Here is an 18,171-nt window from a genome sequence, read left to right as displayed (position 1 = left end):
GCAGAGGCTACGGCGCCCACGCCGGTCGTCGGTCCGGTCTGCTGCGTCAAACAGCGAGCGACGCCGGTTTCAGGGGTGCTGCGCCAGCTGCTTGGCCGGCTACAGTGCGGCGCTTCGCGCGGGACGCGCGATGTGAGGGAGATCCAAGATGAAGAAGACGCCGAGCGGGCGATTGCTACCCGGCTTGTTGCCCTGCGTGGGCCTGTCGCTCGTCGTGGCCGCCACTGGCTGTGGGGGAGGCGGTGGATCGACGTCTGGCGCTGCACCAGCACCAGCACCAGCACCAGCACCAGCACCAGCACCAGCACCAGCACCAGCACCAGCACCAGCACCAGCACCAGCACCAGCACCAGCACCGGCACCGGCACCGGCACCGGCTCCCGCTCCCGCTCCCGCTCCCGCTCCCGCTCCCGCTCCCGCTCCCGCTCCCGCTCCCGCAGGAGCCTGGCTGACCATTGAAAACCTCGTTCCCCAGATCACGGTCTATCCGGGGCAGGCGCCGACCTTCTGGGTGCTGGGGAGTGCCACCCAGGACATCGACCCTGCGGTGAACATCGCCGTGTTCGACTCGACGGGGGTGGTCGAGACAGTCGTTCCTGTCGAAGCGCTGGGTGGCAATCGCTACCAGGCGCGGGCCACGATCCGGAGCAACCTTGCGCCCCGTCAGTACGTCGGCCAGTTCGAGGTCCGCTTGTGCAGGGACTCCGCCGACACCTGCCGCGACCCGCTGCCAGGGTCGCCCTGGATCCTGCCCTACAAGATCACCGTCGCGAGCAGCGATTCACGGCCAACTTTGGCCGTTCTGCCCGGCAGCACGGGCTGGACTGCTTACCAAGGCGATCCGGCCCACACCGGTGCGGTGCAAGCATCCATCAGTGCACAGGCCATCAGCCGGCGCTGGGTCGTCAGTGGACTTTCGGCTGGCACCGTCACAGCGGCCAATGGTCGCGTTTTCCTCCCTCCGCCTCCCAGGAGCTTCGGTGTCTTGAAGGCGCTTTCCGAAGACTCCGGTGCCGAACTCTGGCGGTATCAAGATGCCACGATCAGCGGCAGTCCCACATTCGCCCACGGCGGTGCAGCCATCGACGGCGACCGCATCTGGGTGCGGTCCAAGCCGTTGATTGAGGCTCAGGACTGGTTGCTGTCGCTTGACGCACGCACCGGAGCGACGCTGTTCAAACAGGCCTTTGGCTACGCTTCTTCACAGGTGCATGGGACGCCGGTGACGGTAGGTGCCAAGGTGTACTACCAGGACGGCTATGGCGTGCAAGTTGCGCGGCGCGATGGCCAGTCCGGCGCGTTCGAGTGGTCCACCACGCCGGACCGGGCCTTGTCCACCGTCAGCACCAACAGCTGGGCGCCCGCCGTGTCGGGTGGCCGGGCGTACGTGTTTGACCGCCAGACCTTGTGGGTCCTCGATGCCACGAGCGGGGCGCTACTTGGCTCGGTAGCTCCAGCCAAGCCTGATCCCACAGTCAACATCTGGGACCTCGACAGCTCTCCCGTGGTGGGAGATTCAGGCCGGGTCTACGTCTCGGACTACCTTGCCTTGGATGGCTCGCCCCGCGTGCCCCGCGTGGTCGCTTACGACGCCGTCGGCATGCGCAGGTTGTGGTCCGCGCCGGTTGGTGCAATCAGCAACCCCGTGTTGGCGGCGGGTGCGGTGCTGGTGCAGACCTCAGACCGGACCTTGACAGCGCTCGATCCTGAGACCGGCGCTGTGCTCTGGACATGGCGTGGGCCCACTCGGCACACCAATTTGCGCAAGGACGCGCCGCTGCTTGTTGTGGGCACGCTCGCTTTCGTGGGCCTGGAAGACATGACCTACGCGATCGACCTCAACACCCACAAAGCGGTATGGCAATACCCAGCCTCGGGGCGTATGGCGGTGTCCGAAAACGGCACCCTCTATATCGCTCAAGACACCTACCCGTTCGATGTGATTGCGTTCAATCTGCGGCAGAGGCCGCCGGGCAATGAGGCGCCGAGGCCGTGAGACCCTGAAGCCCCGCTGCACCGCAGCAGAGCTGCCGAACCGGCGCCGCAGCCTCAGCCGCGCTCGCTCAAAGCCAACTTCAGCCCCAGCCCCGCAAATGCCGCCGCGAAGCTGCGCCGCAGCCAGGCCTGCACGGTGCTCGACTCGATGACTGAGCGGCGGAAGGCGTGGGCCAGCAGGCCATAGACGACGAACACCGCAAAGGTCATGGCCATGAAGACCCCGCTCAGGCCCAGCAGCGTGACCAACGGGTGGGCCGCGTCGGCCGGCACGAACTGCGGCAGGAAGGCCAGGAAGAACAGCGTCAGCTTGGGGTTGAGGATGTTCAGCAGCAGTGCTTTGACCACCAGCCTTGCGCGAGAGCTGCGCGGCGCTCGCGAGTCCACTGCAAAGGCCGACCGATCCCGCCAGGTGGCGAAGGCCACATAGAACAGGTAAAGCACCCCCGCCAAGCGCAGGGCCTCGAATGCCAGCGCGCTGGTGTGCAACACCGCTGCCAAACCCAGGACCGTGGCCAGCAGGTGCGGCACGATGCCCAGCGTGCAGCCCAGCGCTGCATACACACTGGCCATGCGGCCTTGCGTCAGGCCCGCAGAAACCGTGAACAGCACGCCCGTGCCGGGGATGAGCACGACGATGAGCGAGGTGAGCAGGAATTCGGGCGTGAGCATGGCAGGGCTTGGGCAGGAAGCGCGGAGACGCGGAGGCACGTTTGTACGCCTGCTGGGCAGCCATGCCCGAAAGAAATCATGCGCGGGTCATCGACCCGCCCTACGAGGCGGGAGGTCGGCCAGCGGCGTGAAGTCTTGGGCGGCCCGACACCAGCGGTCAGCCGCCCGCGTTCACCACGGCTTTCATCACCTTGACCAGTTCCGCCCTCAGCTTGGCGCCCTGGTCGTTGGCCGCATCGCCGCCAAACGCCACCAGCGCTGAGCCGTAGTTGAACGCCACGCGCTTGGTATCGGCGGCCGCTGAGGTCCCGTTGGACCGGTAGAAGAAGCCCACCGAGGCCGCGTAGCCCAGGGTCGCTGCTGCGCGGACGTTCTGACACAGCGAAACCTGCAGCAGCAACTCCAAACCGACCGGGCCAGTCGGCTGAGGGACCACACGGTAGCCCTTCGCGCTCAGAGCCTGCATGGCAGCAGATCGAATGAAGGCGGTATCCACGTTCAAGCCTCCATCGGGCTTGCACGACGCCACGTCGCTCACATCCAGCGTCAGCGCAATGTCGGTAGCCTGGGCGACCGTCGATGCCGCCGCGAGCGACAGCGCCGCCCACAGCCCGCGAATACGTCCTACTTGGATCACAGATAACTCCTGAAGTTCAAGGCCTCCAGTGTTGCTACCGGCCCAGGAGGCGGCTTTCACCTGAGTTCGCCCGGCGTTAAAAGTTGCGCGCGCCGCAGTAATGCTATGCAGACTGCGTAGGTGGACGCCGCCGGGCTTACATTCCCCCTCGCGGCGCCGTCCACCCACGCAGACACACGGCACCAGGTCGCACAAAGGCCCACCGAGGTTCGCAACGATGCCCAAGGTCGACATTTCTGCTGTCCCGATTCACATAGGCACGGGCTACCCCGCAGCCTTCAACGACGCTTGCGCCGGCCGCACGCGGCAAAGGCTGGGAGATGCCGGCAAGCTGCAGGCGTTCGGCGTCAACCTGATGACGCTGCCGCCAGGCAAGTGGTCCAGTCAACGCCATTGGCACAGCCACGAAGACGAGTTCGTGTACGTGCTCGAGGGCGAACTGACCCTGGTCGAGCACGAGGGCGAGACCGTACTTCGAGCTGGTGAGTGCGCCGCCTTCCCCCAGGGCACGGGCAACGGGCACCATCTGCGGAATCACAGCTCGGCGGTCGCCGTGTACCTTGAGGTGGGCTCAAGGCATCCAGACGACCTCACCACCTGCTCTGACATCGACCTGATGAGTTCAAACCGCGACGGACGCTTCGTCCATAAAGACGGCACACCGTACCCCTGACCGGGCGGCAAGCGACGGCGCGCGCTGCGGAGCGGATAGTGGAGGTTTGGCCCGACGCCGCATTGGCGGGTCAGCGACCCGCCCTACCTAGCTACCGGACTCGCAGAGACTCGCGCAAATGCGGAAGACAGGCCATCAAGAACTCCCACGTCCACGAATGCGCTTCTGGGCCATCTCGCGTGGGAACCGTGACTTCAAATGACTCGCCATCCAGGCTTCGCCATCCTCTTGCGCGGACGCTTGGGGAGGTGTGCGGTGCCTCTAAGCGAACAAGAATTTCAAGCTCTTCGCCTGGTTCTGCTGATTCAATTCGATTGCAATTCGCCTTATTGCGAAAGTCGATGACATGAACAAGATCCGAGTGATTCATCGGTTGCTCCGATAGTTGGGAGCCCTGATCTTTGACTAGATTAGCGCTAGCAATGAAGCCGTTCTTAGGCGACCCGCGCCAACACCGCCTTCAACGCCACCCCCGTATGACTCCCCGACGCCACCACCCCCTCCGGCGTCCCAGCCACAACGAGCTGCCCACCCGCCGTCCCACCCTCCGGCCCCAGGTCCAGCACCCAGTCCGCCTCGGCGATCACATCCAGGTCATGCTCGATGACGACGACGGAGTGCCCGCCGTCCACCAGCCGGTGCAGCACACGAATCAGCTTCTCAACGTCGGCCATGTGCAGGCCGACAGTGGGCTCATCCAACACGTACAGCGTGTGCGGCGGCTTCTGCCCGCGTCGGGTCACGTCGTCGCGCACCTTGACCAGCTCGGACACCAGCTTGATGCGCTGGGCCTCGCCGCCTGAGAGGGTGGGGCTGGGTTGGCCGAGGGTGAGGTAGCCCAGGCCCACGTCCTTCAACAACTGCAGCGGGTGGGCGATGGCGGGCATGGCGGCGAAGAAGTCCACGGCTTCATCGACCTCCATGGCGAGCACGTCGCCGATGTTCTTGCCGCGCCAGGTGACGCCGAGGGTCTCGGGGTTGAAGCGTTGGCCGTGGCATTGGTCGCAGGGCACCTTGACGTCGGGCAGGAAGCTCATCTCGATGGTCTTCATGCCCTGGCCTTCGCACCCCGGGCAGCGGCCGGCGCCGGTGTTGAAGCTGAAGCGGCCGGCCGCGTAGCCGCGTGCCTTTGCTTCGAGCGTCTCGGCGAAGAGCTTGCGGATGGCGTCCCAGAAACCGATGTAGGTGGCGGGGCAGGAGCGCGGGGTCTTGCCGATGGGGGTCTGGTCGACCTCCAGCACGCGGTCCACCTGGGCGTGGCCTTCGATGCCGGCGCAGCCGGTCCAGTTGGAAGGTGCTTTGCGCAGCGGCACGGCCATGGCCATATTGGCCAGCAGCACGTCGCGCGCGAGCGTGCTCTTGCCCGAGCCTGAGACGCCGGTGACGGCCACCAGGCGCTGCAGGGGCACGTCCACGTCAAGGCCGCGCAGGTTGTGCAGGCTGGCGTTCAGTACCTTGAGACGGGGCGTGTCGGCGTCCACCGCGCGGCGGGGTTGCAGCGGGTGGATGAGGGGGTGGGACAGCATGCGGCCGGTGGTGGAGTCGGCCACCTTGGCGAGGTCAGCGGCGGTGCCTTGGGCTACGACGCGGCCACCGCGTTTGCCGGCGCCGGGGCCGATGTCGATCAAATGGTCGGCGCGGCGGATGGTGTCTTCGTCGTGCTCGACGACGACGAGGGTGTTGCCCTTGTCGCCCAGGGTGGCCAGGGCCTTGAGCAGGATCTGGTTGTCGCGCGGGTGCAGGCCGATGGTGGGCTCGTCGAGCACGTAGCAGACGCCTTGCAGGTTGCTGCCCAGCTGGGCCGCGAGCCGGATGCGCTGGGCCTCGCCGCCCGAGAGCGTGGGCGCGGCGCGGTCGAGCGTGAGGTAGCCAAGGCCGACGTCTTCCAGGAACTCCAGGCGTCCGCGGATCTCGCTGACCACGTCGCGCGCGATGTCGGCGTCACGCCCTTCAAGCTTGAGGCCAGCGACCCACTCGCGGGCCTGGCGCACGCTCCAGGCGGCAACGGTGGCGATGGTGTGCTGATCGAACTCGACGCTGCGCGCGGTGGCGTTGAGGCGGCTGCCGTGGCACTCGGGGCAGGGGGTGTCGGCCAGGCCTTCGACCTCGGCCTCTTCGGACGGGAAGGACTGCTCGCGGCCCCGGTTGTCGTCCCCCTGCACGCTGTCGTCCAGCTGCTTGCGCTGCTCGCGCGACAGGGCCAGGCCCGTGCCCACACAGTGGCCGCACCAGCCGTGCTTGGAGTTGTAGGAGAAGAGGCGCGGGTCGAGCTCGGGGTAGCTGGTGCCGCAGGTGGGGCAGGCGCGCTTGGTGCTGAAGACCCTGAGCGTGCCGATGCCCGCGCCGGTGCTGCCTTCGTCAAGCTTGAGGCCGTCGAGCGGGGCCAGCAGGTGCAGCACACCCTTGCCGATGTCGAGCGACTTGGCCAGCAGCTCGCGCAACTGAGGCTCGGCCTCGGGCGTGACGACGAGGTCGCCCACGGGCAGCTCCAGGGTGTGCTCCTTGAAGCGGTCGATGCGCGGGAAGTTGGCGGTGGGCAGGAACTCGCCGTCCACGCGCAAATGCGTGTGGCCCCGGGTCTTGGCCCATTTGGCGAGGTCGGTGTAGACGCCCTTGCGGTTGACGACCAGGGGCGCGAGCAGGCCAACGTGCTGGCCGCGATAGTCGCGCAGCAGCTGCGCGGCGATGGACTCGACGCTCTGCGGCCGCACGGGTGCGCCGTCGTGGATGCAGCGCTGCACGCCGAGCTTGACGTACAGAAGCCTGAGGAAGTGCCAGACCTCGGTGGTGGTGGCGACGGTGCTCTTGCGGCCGCCGCGCGAGAGGCGCTGCTCGATGGCGACCGTGGGCGGAATGCCCCAGACCGCATCGACCTCGGGCCGCCCGGCCGGCTGCACGATGCTGCGGGCGTAGGCGTTGAGGGATTCGAGATAACGGCGCTGACCCTCGTTGAAGAGGATGTCAAAGGCCAGCGTGCTCTTGCCTGAGCCCGAGACGCCGGTGACGACGTTGAACTTGCCGCGCGGGATGTCCACGCTCACGCCCTTGAGGTTGTGCTCGCGGGCGTTGACGACGCGGATGGCCTCGCTCTGCGCGGCGCGGCGGGCGCGCAGCAGGCTTTGCAGCGGGCGGCCTTCCTCCACCGTGACGGGCGGGCGGTCCATCTGCAGCGCGTAGTCGCGCAGGGCGATGGCGGTGTGCGAGGTGGGGTGGCGGGCCACGTCTTCGGGCGTGCCCTGGCAGACGATCTCGCCGCCGTCTTCACCGCCCTCGGGGCCGAGGTCGATCAGCCAGTCGGCCGCGCGGATGACGTCGAGGTTGTGCTCGATGAGGATGAGCGAGTGCCCCGCCGCCAGCAGTTTGCGCAGCGCGCGCATGAGCTTGGCGATGTCGTCAAAGTGCAGGCCGGTGGTGGGCTCGTCAAAGAGGAAGAGCGTGCCCTTCTTGGCCACGCCAAAGCGCGGCGACGCGGCGGCCTCGGCCAGGAAGCCGGCGAGCTTGAGCCGCTGGGCCTCGCCGCCCGAGAGTGTGGGCACGGGCTGGCCGAGGGTGACGTAGTCCAGCCCCACATCGACGATGGGCTGCAGCTTGGCGACCACGGCGCGGTGGTCACTGAACAGCTGCACGGCCTCGGCGACGGTGAGTTCGAGCACATCGGACACGCTCAGCTGAGATGTCTTGAGGCCCAGCTTCACATCCAGCAGCTCGGCGCGGAAGCGCTTGCCATCGCAATCCGGGCAGCGCAGGTAGACGTCGGAGAGGAACTGCATCTCCACGTGCTCGAAGCCCGAGCCGCCGCAGGTGGGGCAGCGGCCGTCGCCGGCGTTGAAGGAGAAGTGCCCGGCCGTGTAGCTGCGCTCGCGGGCCAGCGAGGTGTCGGCAAACAGCTTGCGGATCTCGTCGAAGGCGCCGACGTAGCTGGCCGGGTTGGAGCGCGCGGTTTTGCCGATGGGGGACTGGTCGACGAAGACGGCGTCGGCCAATTGCTCAGCGCCCAGCAGGGCCTCGTGCGCGCCTGGGGATTCAGTCGCCTTGCCGAAGTGGCGGGCCAGCGCGGGGGCCAGCACGTCCTGCATCAGCGTGCTCTTGCCCGAGCCCGAGACGCCGGTGACGACGACGAAGCGCTGCAGCGGGAACTCGACCGTCACCGATTTCAGGTTGTGCTCGGTGGCGCGCTGCAGGATGAGCTTCGGGGTATTGGCCTCGACCAGGCGCTTGAGCCCCATGCCCACGTGTTTGCGCGCGCCGAGGTAGGCGCCGGTGAGGGTGTCGGCCGCGCGCACCTGCTCGGGCGTGCCGTCGAAGACGATCTGGCCACCCAGCTTGCCGGGGCCGGGGCCCATGTCGATGAGGCGGTCGGCAGCGAGCATCACGGCGGGGTCGTGCTCGACGACGACGAGGGTGTTGCCCGCGTCGCGCAGCCGGTGCATGGCCTGCACGATGCGGTTCATGTCGCGTGGGTGCAGGCCGATGCTGGGCTCATCCAGCACGAAGAGCGTGTTGACCAGACTGGTGCCGAGCGCGGTGGTGAGGTTGATGCGCTGCACCTCGCCGCCCGACAGGGTGCGGCTTTGGCGGTCAAGAGTGAGGTAGCCCAGGCCCACGTCGCACAGGTAGCGCGTGCGGTGGCGGATCTCGCCGAGCAGCAGCTTCAGCGCTTCGTCCAGCATGGTGCTGGGCAGCTGCAACTGCTCGACAAAGTCGCGCAGGCGGTGCAGGGGCAGTTGCATCAGGTCGTGCAGGCTGAGGCCGGGCAAGGCCTCCAACTGATCACGCGACCATGGCGCGCCAACAGGCAAAAAGCGCTGGGCCGGCGGCAGGGCGGTGTCGGCCAGCGGCTTGCTGCCCACGCGCCACAGCAGGGCCTCGGTCTTGAGGCGCGCGCCCCGGCAGGATGGGCATTCGGTGTAGCTGCGGTACTTGGACAGCAGCACCCGGATGTGCATCTTGTAGGCCTTGCTCTCCAGGTAGTCGAAGAAGCGCTTGACCCCGTACCACTGCTTGTTCCAGTTGCCGCTCCAGTTGGGCGTGCCGTCGATGACCCACTTGCGGTGCTCGGCGGAGAGGTCCTTCCAGGGCGTGTCGCGCGGGATGCCGGCCTCACCGGCGTACTTGAGCAGGTCGTCCTGGCAGTCCTTCCACGCCGGCGTCTGCATGGGCTTGATGGCGCCGTTGCGCAGGGTCTTCTTGTCGTCGGGGATGACGAGGCCCAGGTCCACGCCGATCACCCGGCCAAAGCCCCGGCAGCTCTCGCAGGCGCCAAAGGCCGAGTTGAAGGAGAACAGGGCCGGCTGCGGGTCGGCGTAGCGCAGGTCGCTTTCGGGGCAGTGCAGGCCGGTCGAATATTTCCAAAGCTGCTCACCCGCATCGCCCGCGTAGACGTTGAGCCGCCCGGTGCCGCGCTTCAAGGCGGTCTCGATGGCTTCCATCACGCGCTGGGTGTCGGCCCCTTGCAGGCGGAAGCGGTCGGCCACCACGTCGAGCAGCTTCTTGCCGTCCACCTCGCGCTCGGCCTGCACGCGCGTGAAGCCGCTGGCCGACAGCCACTGCTCCACCTGGGCGGCCGTGGTGTTGGCCGGCAGTTCGACCGGGAAGGTCAGCACCAGGCGCGGGTTGTCGGCGGCGGCGGCGCGGGCTTGCAGGTCGTCCAGGATGGTGGCGGGCGTGTCGTGCCGGACGGGCAGGGCGGTCTGCCTGTCAAAAAGCTGTCCGGCGCGGGCGAAGAGGAGCTTGAGGTGGTCGTTCAGCTCGGTCATCGTCCCGACCGTGGAGCGGCTGGTGCGCACCGGGTTGGTCTGGTCGATGGCGATGGCTGGGGGCACGCCGTCCACCTTGTCCACGGCGGGCCGGTCCATGCGGTCGAGGAACTGCCGCGCGTAGGCCGAAAACGTTTCCACGTAGCGGCGCTGGCCCTCGGCATAGAGGGTGTCGAACACCAGGCTGGACTTGCCCGAGCCCGAGGGGCCCGTGACGACGGTCAACTCTGCCGTGCGCAGGTCGATATCCAGGTTCTTGAGGTTGTGCTGTCGGGCGCCTCGGATGCGGATCAGGCCGTCGGACTTGGGCTCAGACATTGGGGTTTATGCGGTGGGGGCCGAGCATTCTAGGAACGCGGGCCGCCTCAATTTGTCAGCAGGGGCAAGGTGGCTAGGGCCTGTTAACACTACGGGAATGGGTTGCGAAGGCCCGCCACAAGGGGCCAATCAAGGCGCAGCTCGCCGCCCGCACTCGCGTGCGGGCTAGAGGTGCAACGCCGAGTGGCCCCTTGTGGCGGGCCTTCCCGAAGGGGTGTGACCAAAACAACCGCATGCGGCGTTGCAAATCCTCGTCGGGGGCCGACCCCGACTTGCGGTTTGCGCCTTGCCTGCGATTGTTTTGGTCACAACGCGACCCATTCCCGTAGTGTTAACAGGCCCTTGGGGCCGGGGCGAACTAGGGGTGGATGGTTGCGCCCCGGCGGCGGCGGCGCAACAATCGTTCGATTCATCAAGGCGGTCCAAGAAAAGGTCGCCAGTAGTGCAGAGGCAGTGAGATCCGAATGGACGTAGTGCTCAAAACAGCGCTTGCCCAGATCAGTGCACCCAGGGGGGCTGGTTTGAGTGCATCGCAAGGGGGAGAGGCAGGACGGAGTGGGTTCGTCGCTGCCGAGGTGCGGTTGTCGCTGGACGAGGGCTCACGGCCCCGTGTCCTCCTGGTGGAGGACAACCCGGTCAATCAAGTCGTCGCACTCGAATTCCTGAACATGATGGGTGTGGTGGCCGTGCTGGCCGCTGACGGCCAGGAGGCGCTCGATGCCTGCACGCGCCAGGTGCCCGACCTGGTGCTGATGGACATCCAGATGCCCGGCATGGACGGCCTGGAGTGCGCCCGCCGCCTGCGCAACTTGCAGCGTGAGGGGCAGTTGGCCGCCTTCCCCATCCTGGCGCTCACCGCCCACGCGCTGGATGCCGATGTCTGCGCCAGCCTGGAGGCCGGCATGGACGAGCACCTGACCAAGCCGCTCGACTTTGCCTCGCTGCGCAAGCACCTGCAGCGCTGGCTGAACCTGCCGTCGGCGCAGTAAAGCCAGGCCCAGGACGGCTCAGGCCTCGCTGAACGTGCGGCCCAGGCGGTCGCTCAGGGGCTTGAGCCACCAGGCGAGCAGCGAGCGCTCGCCGAGCTTCACCATCACATCCACCGGCAAGCCGGCGCGCAGCTCCACGCCCTCCAGGCGTGCACGCTCGGCCGGCGGCAGGGCCACGCGCACGCGCAGGTAGCTGGCGCCGTTGCGGGTGTCGTCCAGCTTGTCGGCACTCACCGTCAAGACCTGGCCATGCAGCAGCGGGGTGCGGGTGCGGTCGAGGCTGGTGAAGACCAGGTCGGCCGGCTGGCCGGCATGCAGCTTCTCGCCGGCCTGCAGTGCAAAGCGGCTCTCCACCACCAGCTCGTCGCTGCTCGGTACCAACTCCATCAGGGTCTGGCCGGCTTGCACCACACCGCCCACGGTGTGTACGGCCAGCGCCACCACCACGCCGTCCACCGGCGCCACGAGGCGGGCTTGCTGGATCTGCTGCTCCAGCGCGGCGGCGCGGGCGCCGAGCTGGTCGCCCTGGCGCTCGGCCTCCAGCAGCTCGGCCTGCCAGTCGCGGCGGGCCTCGGCGCCCTGGTGGGCCAGCGCGGCATTGGCCTCGCGGGCGGCCTCCTGCAGGCGCGCGATCTCGGCCAGGCTGCGGGCTTCCTCCTGCTGGCTGGCGTGCAGCTGGCGCTGCGCGTCGGCCAGCTTGAGGCGGGGGTAGTAGCCCTGGCGGGCCAGGTCTTCGAGCTGGGCGGTTTGCTGCTTGACCAAGGCGCCTTGCGCGCGCTGCTCGGTCAGGCTGGCCAGCTGGCCTTCGGACTCGCGGGCCAGCTGTGCGCGGCGGGCGCCCAGCTGGGTGCGGCTCTCCTGCTGCGCCAGCACCAGGCTGCGGAACAGGGCCTGCTGGGTGGCGAGCAGGTCGGCGCCGCCGTCCACGCCCTGGGCGCGCTGCTGCAGCGCGGCCGAGAACTGCAGGCTGCTGCGGTCTTGCAGCAGGGTCGCGAGGCGCTCGCGGCTGGCGGCCACCAGCAAGCCCTGGCGGCGCACCGAGGCCAGCTCGGCTTGGGCGGCGGTGACGTCGAGTTCGACCAGCAGTTGCCCGGCTTTGACGCTGGCGCCTTCAGCGACGTGGATGGCGCGCACGGTGCCGCCCAGGGCGGGCTGCACGCTCTTGCGCTGCGAGGCGGCGGCCAGGTTGCCTTGGCCTGGCAGGGCTTGGTCCACCGGCGCCAGGGCGGCGGCCAGCACCAACCCACCCAGGCCCAGGGCCAACCAGCGCAGGCTGCGCTTGATAAGGGTGTTGAGTTCGTCGTGAGGTGTCGTGAGCGCTGTGGCTTGCATGATGATCTCCAGGGTCAGGCGGTGCGCAGGGCGGGGCGTGGGGTCAGGGCTTGCAGGCGGCCGTCGCGCAGCAGCAGCACGCGGTCGGCCACGGCCAGCAGGCTTTGGCGATGGGTGACGAACACGGTGCTGCGGCCCGCCGCCTTGTGGGCCAGCACGGCGCGCTTCAGCGCTTGTTCACCGGCTTCGTCGAGGTGGGCGTTGGGTTCGTCCAGCAGCAGCACGGCAGGCTCGCCAAACAGCGCGCGGGCGAGACCCAGGCGCTGGCGCTGGCCGCCGGATAGCGGCAGGCCCTGGGGGCCGAGGCGCGTCTGGTAGCCCTCGGGCAAGCGCAGGATCAGCTCGTGCACGCCGGCCGTCTGCGCGGCTCGGACGACGGCGGCACGGGCTTCGTCGGTGTCCAGGGCCTGCAGCCGGGCGATGTTCTCGGCCACGCTGCCGTCAAAGAACTGCACGTCCTGCGGCAACACACCGAGGGCGGCGGCGCGCTGGGCGGCCGGCCACTGGGCCAGCTCGGCGCCATCGAGCCGCACACAGCCGCTGCTGGGCGGCTGTGCGCCGCTGAGCAGGCGCACCAGGCTGGACTTGCCGCAGCCGCTGGGCCCGACGATGGCGACCGTCTCGCCCGGCTTCACGTCCAGCGCCAGCTCAGCCAGCAGGGGCGCCTGGCCGTCGAGGCTGAGGCTCAGGCCTTCGGCCGACAGCGTACCGCGTGCGGCGGGCAGGGGCAGGGGGTCGGCTTCAGCGGGGCGGTCCAGCGCCTCACGCAGGCGAGGCCAGCTCTGGCGCAGTGCGCTGAGTTGGCGGCCTTGCTGGATCAGGCTCTCCCAGGGCGCCATCGCGCGGCCCAGCAGCAGGGTGCAGGCCATCATCATGGCGGGGCTGATGCGTTGCTCCAGCACCAGCCAAGCGCCGAGGCCCAGGCCCAGCGATTGCAGCGCCAGCCGGGCCAGGCGCTGCAGCGCGTTGATGCGGCCGGCCTCGGCACTGGTGCCGAGCTGGCGGGCGCTGGCGGCCTGGTGCAATTGCAGCCAGCGCTGGCCCACGCGGTCGGCCATCGAGAGCGCACGCACGGTCTCGGCCTGGCGGGCGGCTTCTTGCAGTGCCTGCTGGGCCTCGGTGGATTGCAGCTGGGCCAGGCGCGTGGGTTCTCGCAGGCGCTGCTCTTGCCACAGCGCGAGGCCCACGAGCAGGGCGACCGAGGCCGCGATGAAGGTGCCGAGCCAGACGTCGATCAAGCCCGCGACAAGGAGGAAGACGGCGCCCAGCGGCAGGTCGAAAGCCAGCGCCGGCAGCGGCCCGGCCAGGGCCTGGCGCAGCACGCCGAGGTCACCGGCCAGCAGCAGGGCCGAGGCCTCGGGGCGCGGTTGCAGCGAGGCCTCGAAGACCACCGGCGCCAGCGCCGCGTCGGCCTGGGCCGTCAGCCGCGCCGACACGGCCGCGCGCACGGCCTCCAGCGCCACGGTCAGGCCGTAGACGCCGAGCACCAGCAGGGTCAGCACCACCAGGGTGGTCTCGTTGCGTGTGGTGAGCACGCGGTCATAGACCTGGAGCATGTAGAGCGTGGGGGCCAGCAGCAGGGCTGTCAGCGCCAGGCTGAAGATGGCAAAGGGCCCGGCGTGGCGGGTGAGTTGCTGGCGCAGTTGCACCGAGCGTGGGATCGAGGGCAGGGCAGGCATGACGACCTCTTGAAATGACATGGCCCGCAGTGTTGCGGGCCATGGTTTCAAGCCGGCTTCGGGCCGGGTTTCATTTGTTTCACCGGGCGGGTCACATCACGAAGTCGCTCATCGAGAGGTTGTAGAAGTCGGATCCCGCGAGCGTGATGTCGAAGTCGCGCTGTCCGTCGCCGGTCACGTCGACATGCAGGGTCGTGTACTTCCAGCCGTAGTCGCCCACGATCTTTTCGACACAGAAGCTGCCCTGGCCGCCACCGACCAACTGGCCGTTGAAGGAGAAGGCCATCTGCTGGTCACCGGCCACGCTGAGGTTGCCGTCGAACTTGCTGAGGTCGATCTTGTCCTCGCCCTTGACGAAGCCGTGGATGGCGCTGCCCGTGCCAGCGATGAACTGGCTGAACTGGAAGACGTCCTTGCCTGCCTCGCCCAGCAGGATGTCGTTGCCGGTGCCGCCGTTGATCAGGTCGTCGCCGTCGCCGCCGTAGATGCGGTCGTCCCCGGCGCCGCCGGCGAGGGTGTCGTTGCCGGTATCGCCGTACAGGGTGTCGTTGCCGTTGCCGCCGTACAGGAAGTCGTTGCCGGAGTCACCCACGAGCGCGTCGTCGCCGTTCATGCCGAACAGCGTGTCCACGCCGTCGTTGCCGTACATGACGTTCTTCTCGGCGCTGCCGTAGGCGGTGTGGTTGCCGGCGTCCGTCAGGTAGAGGCGATCGACGTTGGCGTCCATCTGGTAGCTCGCCAGCGCGGTGTAGACGCTGTCGAATGTGCCGCCATCGGCCAGTTCGATGACTTTGTCGCCGTAGCTGTCGACGTAGTACTTGTCGTCACCCGCGCCGCCTTGCATGGTGTCGTTGCCTTCGTCGCCGTTCAGGTAGTCGTCGTCGGAGCCACCGATCAGCAGGTCATTGCCGGCGCCGCCCTTCAGGTAGTTGGTGCCCGCCTTGCTGCCCGAAATGCTGTTGTCGCTCTCGTTGCCCCAGACCTGGAAGTGGCCGGTGCCGTCGTAGCGCACGGCCTCGACGTTCTTGGGCATGGTGAAGTTGGCGTCGTAGCTGACCATGGTGTCGAAGCCGCCGTCCGCGGCCTCGGTGATCGTGGTCTTGAGCATGTCGGTCACCAGATAGGTGTCGTTGCCCGCACCGCCGATCAGCTTGTTGGTGCCGGCGCCGCCGTCCAGGTAGTCGTCGCCATTGCCGCCTTCGAGCTTGTCGTTGCCGTCACCGCCAAACAGGTGGTCATTGCCGTCCATGCCCTGCAGCACGTCGTCGGAGTCCCAGCCCTTGAGGGTGTTGTCCAGCGCATTGCCGATGCCGGTGAACTTGGTGGTGCCGGTGACCTGGCCGCCCGACACGGTGACGAAGAACTCCAGGTTCTCGACGTTGTCGGGCAAGGTGGTGGTGGCGAGGTTGCTGGAGATCAGGTCGGTGCCTTCGCCGGCGTACTCGACCACGGTGTCGTTGCCCAGCCAGAGGGTGTAGAAGTCATCGCCCTGGCCGCCGTAGAGCGTGTTGTTGCCGGCGCCGCCGTTGATGTAGTCACTGCCGCCCAGGCCGTAGAGCTTGTCGTCGCCGTTGGCGCCCATGAGGGTGTTGCCCAGGTCATTGCCATAGCCGACGTAGCCGGTGGTGGGCGCGCCGGGCTTGTTCTCGAACACGAGGTTCTCGACCTGGAACTCGATCTGGCGCGAGACCGTGGCGTAGACGGTGTCGGTGCCTTCACCGGCCTTCTCGAAGACCTCGTCGTTGGCGTCGTCCACGTAGTAGCGGTCGTTGCCGGTGCCACCGATCAGGGTGTCGCCGCCGGCGCCGCCGTCGAGCGTGTCATTGCCGGCGCCGCCGCGCAGCACGTCGTAGCTGTTGGCGCCGCCGGTGATGCGGTTGTCGAGCTCGTTGCCGGTGAAGTCGAAGTTCATCACGCCCTGGCTGGTGTCGGCGATCAGGTTCTCGATGTTGGCGCCCAGGGTGTAGGTCTTGAGCGCGCTGGACACGGTGTCCGTGCCCTGGCCGCTGTACTCGGTGATGGTGTCGTTGTCCCAGACGATGTAGAGGTCGTCGCCCTCGCCGCCGCGCAGGGTGTCGAGGCCAGCGCCGCCTTCGAGCACGTCGTTGCCGGCGTCGCCCTGCAGGTAGTCGCCGCCGAGGCCGCCGACCAGGTGGTCATTGCCGGCGCCGCCGTAGAGCGTGTCCATGCCGGCACCGCCGTTGATGTAGTCGTCGCCCGCGTCGCCGTAGATCTTGTCGTCGCCGGCTTCGGCGTAGATGGCGTCGGCGTTGGTGGTGGCGGTGACTTCGTCGATGAAGTCGCTGAGGTCGTACTGCTGCATGCTGCGCACGACGCTCTGGGGCTTGCCGTTGGCATTGATCGTCATGCTGACGCTGCCGAGGCTGGACGTGACGATGCCGTTGTCGAGATCGCCGAGGACGGGGGTGAGGGACTTGATCATGGCTGCTCCAAAGTAGGTTGGTTTGAGATCTGGTGGCGGACCGGCGATGACCGGTGCGTTGCCAACAGGGAGCAGTCTCGAAAGCGCGCGTATCAATCAGGCTTCACGCGCCGTCCCGGTTCGTTTCAATGGTTGCCTGGTACGTAGACATAGCCGACGTTGCGCACGGTCTTGATGACCTCGGGCTTGTCGGGGTTGCGCTCGATCTTGCGGCGCAGCCGCATGATGCGCAGGTCAATGCTGCGGTCAAACACGTCCCAGCCCCGGTTGTGCGCCTGCTCCATGATCTGGTCACGGTTGAGCGGCCGGTTGGGGTGGCGGGCAAAGAGTGCGAGCAGGTCGAACTCGGCCGCAGTGATGTCGATCTCCTGGCCCTCGGCGCCAAAGAGCTTGCGCTGCATGAGATCGAGCTGGCAGATCCCGAAGGGCACGCGGTCTGGATGGCCGGTGGCTGCGGCTTGCGCGGTCGGCGTGGCCGGGGCGGTCGGTGTGGTCGTCGCAGCCGCAGCCCCGACCTGCAAGCGGCGCAGCACGGCGCGCACGCGGGCCAGCAGCTCGCGCAGCTCGAAGGGCTTGGCCACGTAGTCGTCGGCGCCCACTTCCAGGCCGACGATGCGGTCGATGGCCTCGCCCGCCGTGGTCAGCATCAAGAGGCCGATCTGGGGGTGGCTCTCGCGCAGCGCGCGGGCCAGCGAGAGGCCGTTCTCGCCCGGCATGTTGATGTCCAGCACGGCGGCGTCGGGCACCTGCTCGGCCACGAGCTCGCGCGCGACGGCGGCGTTCTCGGCCTGCATGACGATGAAGCCATTGCGGCCGAAGTACTCGGCCAGCAAGGCGCGCAGTTCGGGTTCGTCGTCCACGACGAGCACGGTAGGAGCGGGGGTGGTCTGAGGCATGGCGGGCAAATCATAGGCAGGCCGGGCCGGGCCTCGCCGGCGGCTGAAACAAACGCAACACAGCCGGCCTTGGGTTGAAGCAAGCCTGAAACCCGCCGCGCAGACAGTGGCGACATCGACAACCGGAGACCGCCATGCACTACCGCAGCGAAGCTTTCTATGAGGACGTGGAAGACCTCCTCACCCCCGTCCCTGCGCCCTTCCAAGCCGGCCGCACGCCGCGCGGCTTCTGGGCCGGCCTGTTCATCCTTGCCTTGCTGGGCCCCGTGGCCGAGCAATGGCTCCACCACTGAAGGAGCTTTTCATGACCCCCCAACAGATCCAGGCCGTCCGCGCCAGCTTTGAACCCTTGGTGCCGATGGCCGAGCAGGTGGCCGAGGCCTTCTATGCCCGCCTCTTTGAGCGTGACCCCGCCTTGCGCCCGCTGTTCCGCGGCAACCCGCGTGAACAGGGCGAGCGCCTGATGCAGATGATTGCCGCCGCCGTGGCCCTGCTGGACCGCCCCGCCGCGCTGGAGCCGGTGCTGCTGCAACTGGGCGTGCGCCATGCCGGCTACGGCGTGCAGGCTGCGCACTACGACACCGTGGGCGCTGCGCTGCTGGACACGCTGGACGCCGGCCTCGGGGCCGCTTTCACGCCCGAGCTGCGCGAGGCCTGGACGGCGATGTACACCCTCGTTGCCACCACCATGCAACGCGGGGCGGCCGCCCTGGCACCGCCGGCCTTGCCGGGCTTTGGGCTCACGCTGCCGCAAGCAGCTTGAGCGGCTTGAGCGGCGCTG

The 18,171-nt window shown here is 68.0% G+C and carries 13 protein-coding genes; 6 read left to right on the top strand and 7 right to left on the bottom strand.

The genetic code is table 11. The features are described 5' to 3' along the window. Positions 1 to 132: 132 nt before the first annotated feature. Both ABDJ85_RS14640 and ABDJ85_RS14635 read left to right on the top strand, forming a co-directional pair. On the top strand, positions 133 to 459 hold the full coding sequence (locus tag ABDJ85_RS14640; RefSeq protein WP_347705527.1) for a hypothetical protein: 327 nt from the start codon (positions 133 to 135) through the stop codon (positions 457 to 459). A gap of 88 nt (positions 460 to 547) precedes the next feature. After that, on the top strand, positions 548 to 1,996 hold the full coding sequence (locus ABDJ85_RS14635) for an outer membrane protein assembly factor BamB family protein (protein WP_347705526.1): 1,449 nt from the start codon (positions 548 to 550) through the stop codon (positions 1,994 to 1,996). A gap of 53 nt (positions 1,997 to 2,049) precedes the next feature. On the opposite strand, the gene ABDJ85_RS14630 is transcribed toward ABDJ85_RS14635, so the two are convergent. Together ABDJ85_RS14630 and ABDJ85_RS14625 are read right to left on the bottom strand one after the other, a co-directional pair. Next, positions 2,050 to 2,667: a LysE family translocator gene (locus ABDJ85_RS14630; RefSeq protein WP_347705525.1), complete on the bottom strand. Its 618-nt coding sequence runs from the start codon at positions 2,665 to 2,667 to the stop codon at positions 2,050 to 2,052. 157 nt (positions 2,668 to 2,824) lie between these two features. Further along, positions 2,825 to 3,304 carry a hypothetical protein gene (locus ABDJ85_RS14625; protein WP_347705524.1) on the bottom strand — a complete coding sequence of 160 codons (480 nt, stop codon included), beginning with the start codon at positions 3,302 to 3,304 and terminating at the stop codon, positions 2,825 to 2,827. Positions 3,305 to 3,521: 217 nt separating this feature from the next. Here ABDJ85_RS14625 and ABDJ85_RS14620 point away from each other — a divergent pair, with 217 nt between their 5' ends. Then, complete coding sequence (locus tag ABDJ85_RS14620; RefSeq protein WP_347705523.1) at positions 3,522 to 3,977, top strand: cupin domain-containing protein; 456 nt, start codon at positions 3,522 to 3,524, stop codon at positions 3,975 to 3,977. 434 nt (positions 3,978 to 4,411) lie between these two features. Here the strand turns inward: ABDJ85_RS14620 and uvrA are convergent, their stop codons facing one another. After that, entirely contained in the window at positions 4,412 to 10,051 is a 5,640-nt protein-coding gene (gene uvrA / locus ABDJ85_RS14615; protein ID WP_347705522.1) for an excinuclease ABC subunit UvrA, read from the bottom strand. 575 nt (positions 10,052 to 10,626) lie between these two features. Between uvrA and ABDJ85_RS14610 the strand changes: the two genes are divergently transcribed. Then, on the top strand, positions 10,627 to 11,040 hold the full coding sequence (locus ABDJ85_RS14610; RefSeq protein ID WP_347705521.1) for a response regulator: 414 nt from the start codon (positions 10,627 to 10,629) through the stop codon (positions 11,038 to 11,040). Positions 11,041 to 11,058: 18 nt separating this feature from the next. On the opposite strand, the gene ABDJ85_RS14605 is transcribed toward ABDJ85_RS14610, so the two are convergent. From ABDJ85_RS14605 to ABDJ85_RS14590, 4 genes are all read right to left on the bottom strand, one after another. Next, on the bottom strand, positions 11,059 to 12,372 hold the full coding sequence (locus ABDJ85_RS14605; protein ID WP_347705520.1) for an HlyD family type I secretion periplasmic adaptor subunit: 1,314 nt from the start codon (positions 12,370 to 12,372) through the stop codon (positions 11,059 to 11,061). Positions 12,373 to 12,386: 14 nt separating this feature from the next. Further along, positions 12,387 to 14,051 carry a type I secretion system permease/ATPase gene (locus ABDJ85_RS14600; RefSeq protein ID WP_347705519.1) on the bottom strand — a complete coding sequence of 555 codons (1,665 nt, stop codon included), beginning with the start codon at positions 14,049 to 14,051 and terminating at the stop codon, positions 12,387 to 12,389. Positions 14,052 to 14,142: 91 nt separating this feature from the next. Then, positions 14,143 to 16,494 (bottom strand): calcium-binding protein, encoded by a 2,352-nt coding sequence (locus ABDJ85_RS14595; protein ID WP_347705518.1) that lies wholly within the window; start codon positions 16,492 to 16,494, stop codon positions 14,143 to 14,145. 125 nt (positions 16,495 to 16,619) lie between these two features. Beyond that, positions 16,620 to 17,390, bottom strand: a complete 771-nt coding sequence (locus tag ABDJ85_RS14590) for a response regulator (protein WP_347705517.1) — start codon at positions 17,388 to 17,390, stop codon at positions 16,620 to 16,622. A 134-nt stretch (positions 17,391 to 17,524) separates the two neighbouring features. Between ABDJ85_RS14590 and ABDJ85_RS14585 the strand changes: the two genes are divergently transcribed. After that, positions 17,525 to 17,683: a hypothetical protein gene (locus tag ABDJ85_RS14585; protein WP_347705516.1), complete on the top strand. Its 159-nt coding sequence runs from the start codon at positions 17,525 to 17,527 to the stop codon at positions 17,681 to 17,683. Between the two features lie 11 nt (positions 17,684 to 17,694). Next, the gene (locus ABDJ85_RS14580; RefSeq protein WP_347705515.1) at positions 17,695 to 18,153 is read left to right on the top strand and encodes a globin family protein; all 459 of its coding nucleotides are present in this window, start codon (positions 17,695 to 17,697) and stop codon (positions 18,151 to 18,153) included. Positions 18,154 to 18,171 lie beyond the last annotated feature (18 nt).

Origin of the sequence: Roseateles paludis, assembly GCF_039872745.1 — a bacterium.
Classification (GTDB): domain Bacteria; phylum Pseudomonadota; class Gammaproteobacteria; order Burkholderiales; family Burkholderiaceae_C; genus Pelomonas; species Pelomonas paludis.
Note: the sequence above shows the minus strand (reverse complement) of the source record. Positions and strands in the feature narration are given on the sequence as shown.

Coding starts and splice junctions, on each gene's coding strand:
- ABDJ85_RS14630 (WP_347705525.1), bottom strand. CDS start 2,667: ATGCTCACGCCCGAATTCCTGCTCACCTCGCTCATCGTCGTGCTCATC.
- ABDJ85_RS14590 (WP_347705517.1), bottom strand. CDS start 17,390: ATGCCTCAGACCACCCCCGCTCCTACCGTGCTCGTCGTGGACGACGAA.
- ABDJ85_RS14620 (WP_347705523.1), top strand. CDS start 3,522: ATGCCCAAGGTCGACATTTCTGCTGTCCCGATTCACATAGGCACGGGC.
- ABDJ85_RS14600 (WP_347705519.1), bottom strand. CDS start 14,051: ATGCCTGCCCTGCCCTCGATCCCACGCTCGGTGCAACTGCGCCAGCAA.
- ABDJ85_RS14595 (WP_347705518.1), bottom strand. CDS start 16,494: ATGATCAAGTCCCTCACCCCCGTCCTCGGCGATCTCGACAACGGCATC.
- ABDJ85_RS14605 (WP_347705520.1), bottom strand. CDS start 12,372: ATGCAAGCCACAGCGCTCACGACACCTCACGACGAACTCAACACCCTT.
- uvrA (WP_347705522.1), bottom strand. CDS start 10,051: ATGTCTGAGCCCAAGTCCGACGGCCTGATCCGCATCCGAGGCGCCCGA.
- ABDJ85_RS14585 (WP_347705516.1), top strand. CDS start 17,525: ATGCACTACCGCAGCGAAGCTTTCTATGAGGACGTGGAAGACCTCCTC.
- ABDJ85_RS14580 (WP_347705515.1), top strand. CDS start 17,695: ATGACCCCCCAACAGATCCAGGCCGTCCGCGCCAGCTTTGAACCCTTG.